Origin of the sequence: Finegoldia sp. (assembly GCF_046991905.1) — a bacterium.
GTDB lineage: Bacteria > Bacillota > Clostridia > Tissierellales > Peptoniphilaceae > Finegoldia.
This window is the reverse complement of record NZ_JBKWZF010000006.1, coordinates 81,471-88,161: the sequence shown is the minus strand read 5'-3', so window position 1 is coordinate 88,161 and position 6,691 is coordinate 81,471. Positions and strand designations below refer to the sequence as shown.

Sequence of the window (6,691 nt, the reverse complement as noted above, 5' to 3'; positions counted from 1 at the left end):
TTTTGGTTTCTTACCATAGGTGTTGCATTTGAATTGACAATTCGTCTGCAAAAAACAGGAAACTTTAATCACGAAAATCGAAACTTTGTCTAAATTTTTAATAAAAATATTTTTTGTTTTAAAAAATGGAAATTAAAAATATCAAAGTTGCTGCAATTAAAAAAATATAATAAAAATGTTTTCATTTATATATGTAGCAATTTTTATAAAAAATTCAACAATAAATATAAAATCAATTTAGATTTAAAAATTTATATGGGTTATAATAGGTAAATGTGAGGAAGTGAGTTTATGAAAGATATAATCAATAAAATAATTGAGATTGATAAGAAAGCACAGGATTTGGATGAAACTTTTCAAAATGACCTTGTGGCTGAACAAAAAAAACAAAAAGAAGCTATAAGACAGCTTGAAGACAAATATCAATCAGAATCTGTAACTAAACTTAATTCTGTCCATGACGATATTATTAATAGCCAAAACAATAATATCGAAAATCAAAAAAAGAGTATTGAAGAAAAGAAAAACCAATTGAAGGAAATCTTTGAAAAAAACGAGGATAGATTGGTGGATAAATTCTTCAATATTATTACGGAGTAGTTATGGGATCTGCAAGATTATATAGTGCGCTTAATACTAAGATTTCTAAAATTAGTTCAGAGCTTTTGTCTGATGATGATTTTAAGAAATTATTAGAAGCTGATACTAATAAAGATCAATATGATTACCTTTTGAAATTGGGAAAGATCGAGGGTGAATACGAAAACGAGGGCGTGAGTAAGTTTGAAAATAGTCTTAATGATACGATGATTAGAACTGAAGAAAAGTTGAAGTATTATATGAACGGCAGATACAAGGATTTTTATAATTCTTTGTTGGAGTATTATGTCGTTGAAGATATTAAAACTTTGGCGCGTGTTATCGTTAGAAGGGAATACACCGATAAGTTGAATGATAATCTTATAGTTCTCAAGGATACAAAATTTTCTCGAATTTCTTCGTCGACTACGATTCAAGATTTTGTGGATATGTTAGATGAGCCATACAAATCTATTGTCGATAGGTACAAGGAAGAAAATCGTCACAGAATTTTGTTTTTTATTGAGATGAACTTGGATAGAAATTATTATTCAAACATTATCAAGATGAGTCAAGGTTTATCGAAACAAGATTCTAAGATTGTCCAAGATTATTATGGTGAAAAAATCGACTTATTGAATTTGGAATGGATTTATAGAGCTAACAAATATTATGAAATCAATAGCGAGATTATTTTCAACTTTACGATTTTGGGCGGTAAATTGTTCCAATTGGACGATTTGAAGAAGATTTCGTATATGGATTTTGATGATTTGATAAATTTTATTTCCGAAAGCAAGTATTCTTTCTTGGTTAATACCGACAATGATATTGATTTGTACATGGATAGGAGAGTTTACAGATATCTTTATTTCAAGGCGTTGGATTTGCTACATACTAATAAGTACAATATTTCGAAACTTATTGCGATTGGCGAATTACTTGAGTTTGAAAAATTTGATATTGAAAAAAGTGTGGAATCTAAGAGATTTAATTTGGATTTTGAAAAGTCCAAGTCTTATCTGATTAGAAGAGTTTAAGGAAGTGGTAAATTGAGAGCAGAAAAAATGTACATGATGAATGTAGTTGGAAATCTGAAGTATCTTGAATCCACTATAAAAGATTTGTTGGATATTGGAAGTGTCGAACTTACTGATAGTTTGAGCCAAATCGAAAACAATACTTTTATCGTTAATATCAATAGTGAAAATATCGAAAAAACTATGGAGTTTAATAATGTTACTGGTTTTGAAAACAGGGATGTTAAGGAATTGAATTCTATTGCTGATAATTTGAAGGATATTTTCAAAATTGATTTGAAAGATGAGAGATTAAAAAGAGAGTACAACGAAGATGAAATCAAAGACTTCTACGGTTCTATTAAATCTAAGGTGGACAAGATCTACGATTGTGAAAACAAAATTGATGAAAATAAAAAAGAATTGGAAGATTTGTATTTGATAGAAGATTTGGATGTTTCTATTGAAAGCTTGTGTGATATGAAGTATTTCGATTATCGCTTTGGCTATTTGTCTAAGGAAAATAGATTAAAGTTGAAGAAAAACTACGATAATATCATGGCAAGTGTACTTCATTTGGCAAGTAAGAACAAAAAGGAAGTTTATGTAGCGATTTATCCTAAAGATGTGTCCATTGAAACAGACAGAATTTTGAGATCGTTGAACTGGACTGATATCAATATTAATAAAAACAGGAAAGAGGTTCCAAAAGAAATAATTTCCAAAATTGAATTGGAAAATGAAAACTTGGGAGCCCAAATCTCAGAATTAAATCAAAGCTTAAATGAGATTTACAGAGATAACAAAAGCAAAATCATTGATATGGTGATTTCTGCTAATTTGTTGATTCAATTAGAAGATGTGAAGAGTTTACTGGCAAGAAGTGAAAACTACTTTTACTTGGCAGGATGGGTTCCTGAATCAGCTAAGAGTGTTGTTCAAGAAAAATTATCAGCATACGATGATATGTTCATTAATTTCTTGGATGCAGATGACAGTGGACTAACTCCTCCCACCAAGCTCAAAAACAACAAATTTTTTAAGCCGTTTGAGCTTTTAGTTAATATGTATGGCACTCCAAATTACAAGGAAATCGACCCTACTGTATTTTTCGGGTTGACGTATATGTTATTGTTCGGTGCTATGTTTGGGGATTTGGGACAAGGCGCTGTGATGTTTGTAGCAGGTGTCTTATTAGCGAAATTCAAAGACAAGATGATGGGCGGACTTCTTGAAAGAATTGGTGCAAGTTCCATGGTGTTTGGAATTCTTTACGGTTCTTTCTTCGGACTAGAAGGAATTATTCCGGCATTGTTTTTGAAACCATTTGAAAATATCAACAAGGTTTTGATTATAGCTATAGGCCTTGGAATTGTACTTTTATTGATGGCTTATGTTTTAGGATTATGCAATAATTATATTTTTAAAGATGTGCAAGAAGGACTTTTCGGACAAGAAGGTTTGGCAGGATTTTTATTGTTCTTGTTGTTCTTGTTATTAGCTGCAACTGTAGCATTAGAATTACACATTGTGCCTGTTGGAGTGATTGCGGCGTGTATGTTGATTGTGATTTTCGTTATGATTTTCAAGGTTCCATTGACACAACTTTTGTACAAGAGAAGACCTCTTCACAATGGATTAGATGTTACAGGTTATTATGTCGAAAGTTCATTTTCAATTATTGAAACTTTGATTTCGATGTTTTCTTCAACGGTATCATTTATAAGAGTAGGAGCATTTGCTATCAACCACGTTGGTTTGTTCTTGGCATTCACATCTATCGGTAAGATGATAGGAACAAATGCAGGGAATGTAGCTATGATAATTGTAGGTAATATCGTGATTTTGGGTCTTGAAGGTTTGATTGTGTTTATTCAATCGTTGAGACTTGAATATTATGAATTGTTTAGTAAGTATTTTAAAGGTGACGGAATTTTATTCCAACCAACTATAAAGAGAATTTAAAGGAGATAAATTTATGTATTTTATTTTAATTTCAACAGCAATAATAGTTTTATTAACTATAGGTTCAGGTGTTTATTTGTTATATAACAACACTGATTCATCAAAAACAAAATTAAAAAAAGCTTTAAGAACTAATCTTTTTGCTATAATTCCATGTCTTGTAATGGCATTTGTATTTTTAATGCCAAACTCAGCATTTGCAGAATCTGCAGCTGGTGCATCTAATGGTCTTGGTCTTTTAGCAGCAGCTTTATCAACAGGTCTTGCAACAATTGGTACTGGTTATGCAGTAGGTGTTGTAGGTTCATCAGCATTGGGAGCTGTTAGTGAAGATCCATCATTATTAGGTAAATCATTAATTTATGTAGGATTAGCAGAAGGTATTGCAATTTACGGATTGGTTATTTCAATTCTTATTTTGCAACAATTATAATTATGAAATCCGTAATTATAAGTGCGGATAATGTTACAAATCTTGGTATGCGCCTTGCTGGAATCACTGGTTTAGTAGCCAAAACAGAAGCAGAGATGAAGAGAGCTTTCAAGGCTGCAACTATGGATGATACTTTGGGTGTTGTCATTATTACTGAAGAGGTGTTCAATACAATCACAGATGAGGTGACAAAACACAAAGACAAGGGTAAGAAACCATTGGTTGTAACAATACCCGGAAGAAATGGACTTGAAGACAAAGATTTCTTGATGAAATACATCAAGGGATCTATAGGAATTAAGGTAGATTAGAGGTAGAAATGATTTTATTAGAAAAGAAATTAGATATTTTTAACAAGATAATCTATACGAATAAGAAACAAGATTATGAAAAGAGACTTCTCGATGTAAAAAACTCTAATCAAAATGAGCTAAAAAATTACGAACAAAAGTTAATTGATGAATACAATATTAATTTGAAGAAAAGAACCAGAAAAGCCGAACAAAAATCTATAGAAAAATTGAGAACTGCTGAACAAGAAAGCAGAAGAGAGCTTTTGGTTTTGAAAGAAAATGTATTGCAAAAATTATTTGATAATGTTACTAAAAAAATATTGGATTTTGTAAAGACTGATACTTACAAGGAAAAACTAATCAAAAATATTAAAGAAAACTTATCTGAGTTGGACTACAAGGTAGTGTTATTGGTTTTACAAAATGATTACGATTATGTAACTAAGAATTTAAGTTGTGAAAAAGTCGAAGAAATCAAATCCATTCCTAACAATTATTTGGGAGGATTTATGATTCAAGACGTTGAAAAAACAGTGAATTTTGATTACACTTACTTGTCAAAAATGAAAGATTGTAAACATCAAATGGGAGAAGATATTCATAATCTAATGACTGGCGGTGATATCAATGAATAATGGTAAGATTTTTTCTATAAACGGTCCTGTAATTAAAGGAAGAAACATGACTGATTTTACTGCCAAGGAAATGGTGTTAATCGGTGAAAAAAAATTAATTGGAGAAGTTATCAGTCTTGAGGATGATATCGCAGTTATCCAAGTTTATGAAGAAACTGAAGGATTGAAAAAGGACGACGAAATTTATCACACTAACAAGCCACTTTCACTTAAGTTGGGACCTGGTTTGTTGAAGAATATGTTTGATGGTATTGAAAGACCACTACAAGATATTAGAGATAAATTTTCAACTTTTATCCCAGAAGGTATAGGACTTATTTCTATTGATGAAGAAAAATTATGGGATGTCACTATTAAAGTTAAAGACGGAGATAAAGTTACTCAAGGACAAATCATAGCAGAAGTTCCAGAAACAGAAGCTATTGTTCACAAAATTATGATTCCAGTTGGAGTTAATGGTACTGTAAAAAATGTACTTGAAGATGGCAAGTACAATATTGAAACGACTATTATGCAAGTGGAAGATGATTTTGGTAATTTGACAGATATCAAATTGTATCAAGACTGGCCAATTAGAATTCCTAGACCTTCCAAAGAAAGATTAGATGTGGATCGTCTATTGGAAACTGGACAAAGAATTTTGGATGTGTTCTTCCCACTTGCAAAAGGTGGTACTGTGGCTATTCCAGGTGGATTTGGTACAGGAAAGACAATGACACAACACCAATTGGCAAAATACGCTGATGCAGATATCATAATTTACATTGGTTGTGGCGAACGTGGTAACGAAATGACAGAAGTATTGGAAGATTTTCCAAAACTTATCGATCCAAATAACGGGAAACCACTTATGGAAAGAACGGTTTTGATTGCTAATACTTCCAACATGCCGGTAGCAGCCAGAGAAGCAAGTATCTACACTGGAATTACAATGGCGGAATACTTCAGAGATATGGGATATGATGTCGCAATAATGGCTGACTCTACTTCTCGTTGGGCAGAAGCTCTTCGTGAAATTTCAGGAAGACTAGAAGAAATGCCTGCAGAAGAAGGATACCCTGCATATCTTCCATCGAGAATTGCACAATTTTATGAAAGAGCGGGAATTGTCAAAACTTTGAATGACAATGAAGGTTCAGTTACAATCATCGGAGCAGTTTCTCCGGCTGGTGGAGATTTTAGTGAACCAGTTACTGAAAATACTAAGAGATTTGTTAATGTGTTCTTGGGATTGGACAAGGACTTGGCATATTCAAGACACTATCCTGCTATTAACTGGATGAGTAGCTATTCTTCTTATGTTGAAAAATTAAGAGATTATTACGAATCTAAACTTGGCGAAGATGTTGTAGATTTGAGAAATCAAATGCTTAAATTGTTATACGAAGAAGACAAATTAAAAGAAATAGTAATGCTTGTTGGTGAAGATGTTCTTCCAGACGATCAAAGATTGATTTTGGACATTTCAAATGTAATGAAGCTAGGATTTTTGCAACAAAATGCTTTTAGTAAAGTGGATACTTACGTTCCCCTTAAAAAGCAAGTTGAAATGCTTAAAACTATAAAATTGTTATATGAAGAAGGTCACAAGGCAATCAAAGAGCAAATTCCTATTTCTCAAGTTAAAAATGCAGATTTGTACTCAAAAGTTATTGCTATGAAAAACACAATTCCTAATGAAGATTTAAGTGGCATCAAAGATTTGAATGATGAAATCAAAGAGTTTTACAACGATTTGATTAGCAAGTACGAAAAGTAGGTGATTTT

The 6,691-nt window shown here is 31.8% G+C and carries 7 protein-coding genes; all 7 read left to right on the top strand.

Annotated features, from left to right (window positions below; translation table 11 throughout):
- Window positions 1–291 precede the first annotated feature (291 nt).
- From ACLUJM_RS04325 to ACLUJM_RS04295, 7 genes are read left to right on the top strand one after another with little or no spacing between them, the layout of a single operon-like run.
- Window positions 292–600, top strand: coding sequence for a hypothetical protein (locus tag ACLUJM_RS04325; protein WP_294685027.1), 309 nt, complete (start codon window positions 292–294; stop codon window positions 598–600).
- A gap of 2 nt (window positions 601–602) precedes the next feature.
- Window positions 603–1,619 carry a V-type ATPase subunit gene (locus tag ACLUJM_RS04320; RefSeq protein WP_412412280.1) on the top strand — a complete coding sequence of 339 codons (1,017 nt, stop codon included), beginning with the start codon at window positions 603–605 and terminating at the stop codon, window positions 1,617–1,619.
- A 12-nt stretch (window positions 1,620–1,631) separates the two neighbouring features.
- Complete coding sequence (locus tag ACLUJM_RS04315) at window positions 1,632–3,563, top strand: V-type ATP synthase subunit I (protein WP_294685029.1); 1,932 nt, start codon at window positions 1,632–1,634, stop codon at window positions 3,561–3,563.
- Between the two features lie 13 nt (window positions 3,564–3,576).
- Window positions 3,577–3,996: an ATP synthase subunit C gene (locus ACLUJM_RS04310; protein ID WP_002835084.1), complete on the top strand. Its 420-nt coding sequence runs from the start codon at window positions 3,577–3,579 to the stop codon at window positions 3,994–3,996.
- A gap of 2 nt (window positions 3,997–3,998) precedes the next feature.
- On the top strand, window positions 3,999–4,307 hold the full coding sequence (locus ACLUJM_RS04305; protein WP_294685031.1) for a V-type ATP synthase subunit F: 309 nt from the start codon (window positions 3,999–4,001) through the stop codon (window positions 4,305–4,307).
- An 8-nt stretch (window positions 4,308–4,315) separates the two neighbouring features.
- Entirely contained in the window at window positions 4,316–4,924 is a 609-nt protein-coding gene (locus tag ACLUJM_RS04300) for a V-type ATP synthase subunit E (protein ID WP_294685032.1), read from the top strand.
- The gene (locus ACLUJM_RS04295; RefSeq protein WP_294685033.1) at window positions 4,917–6,683 is read left to right on the top strand and encodes a V-type ATP synthase subunit A; all 1,767 of its coding nucleotides are present in this window, start codon (window positions 4,917–4,919) and stop codon (window positions 6,681–6,683) included. The genes ACLUJM_RS04300 and ACLUJM_RS04295 overlap by 8 nt, the downstream gene beginning before the upstream one ends.
- Window positions 6,684–6,691 lie beyond the last annotated feature (8 nt).